This window comes from Shewanella sp. NKUCC06_TVS, assembly GCF_019345515.1.
GTDB classification, from domain to species: domain Bacteria; phylum Pseudomonadota; class Gammaproteobacteria; order Enterobacterales; family Shewanellaceae; genus Shewanella; species Shewanella oncorhynchi.
In genome coordinates this window covers 1-279 of record NZ_JAHKQX010000052.1, presented here as the reverse complement: position 1 = coordinate 279, position 279 = coordinate 1, and the positions used below count along the sequence as shown (strand labels likewise).

1 rRNA gene is annotated in these 279 nt (G+C 42.7%); it reads right to left on the bottom strand.

Annotation, left to right across the window (positions count from 1 at the left end):
* Positions 1 to 103 (bottom strand): 16S ribosomal RNA (locus tag KO531_RS22285); the annotation flags it as partial.
* Positions 104 to 279 lie beyond the last annotated feature (176 nt).

Genomic DNA, 279 nt, shown 5'->3' with positions numbered 1-279 from the left:
GCTCGCCACCTCAGAAGTAAACTCCCTTGTGCTGCCGCTCGACTTGCATGTGTTAGGCCTGCCGCCAGCGTTCAATCTGAGCCATGATCAAACTCTTCAATTAAAGTTTTGGTGCTTCCGTCTTGCGACTTCAGCGGCTCAATGAATTCTGATTTTTTGTTTCTAACTAAAGAAACAAACTGTACATATTGCTATGAACACTCATTGTTACATTGATTTAAATTTTTGACTGCCAACCCGAAGGTTAAGCAGTTTCGATTAACTCAACACCTGTGAGTG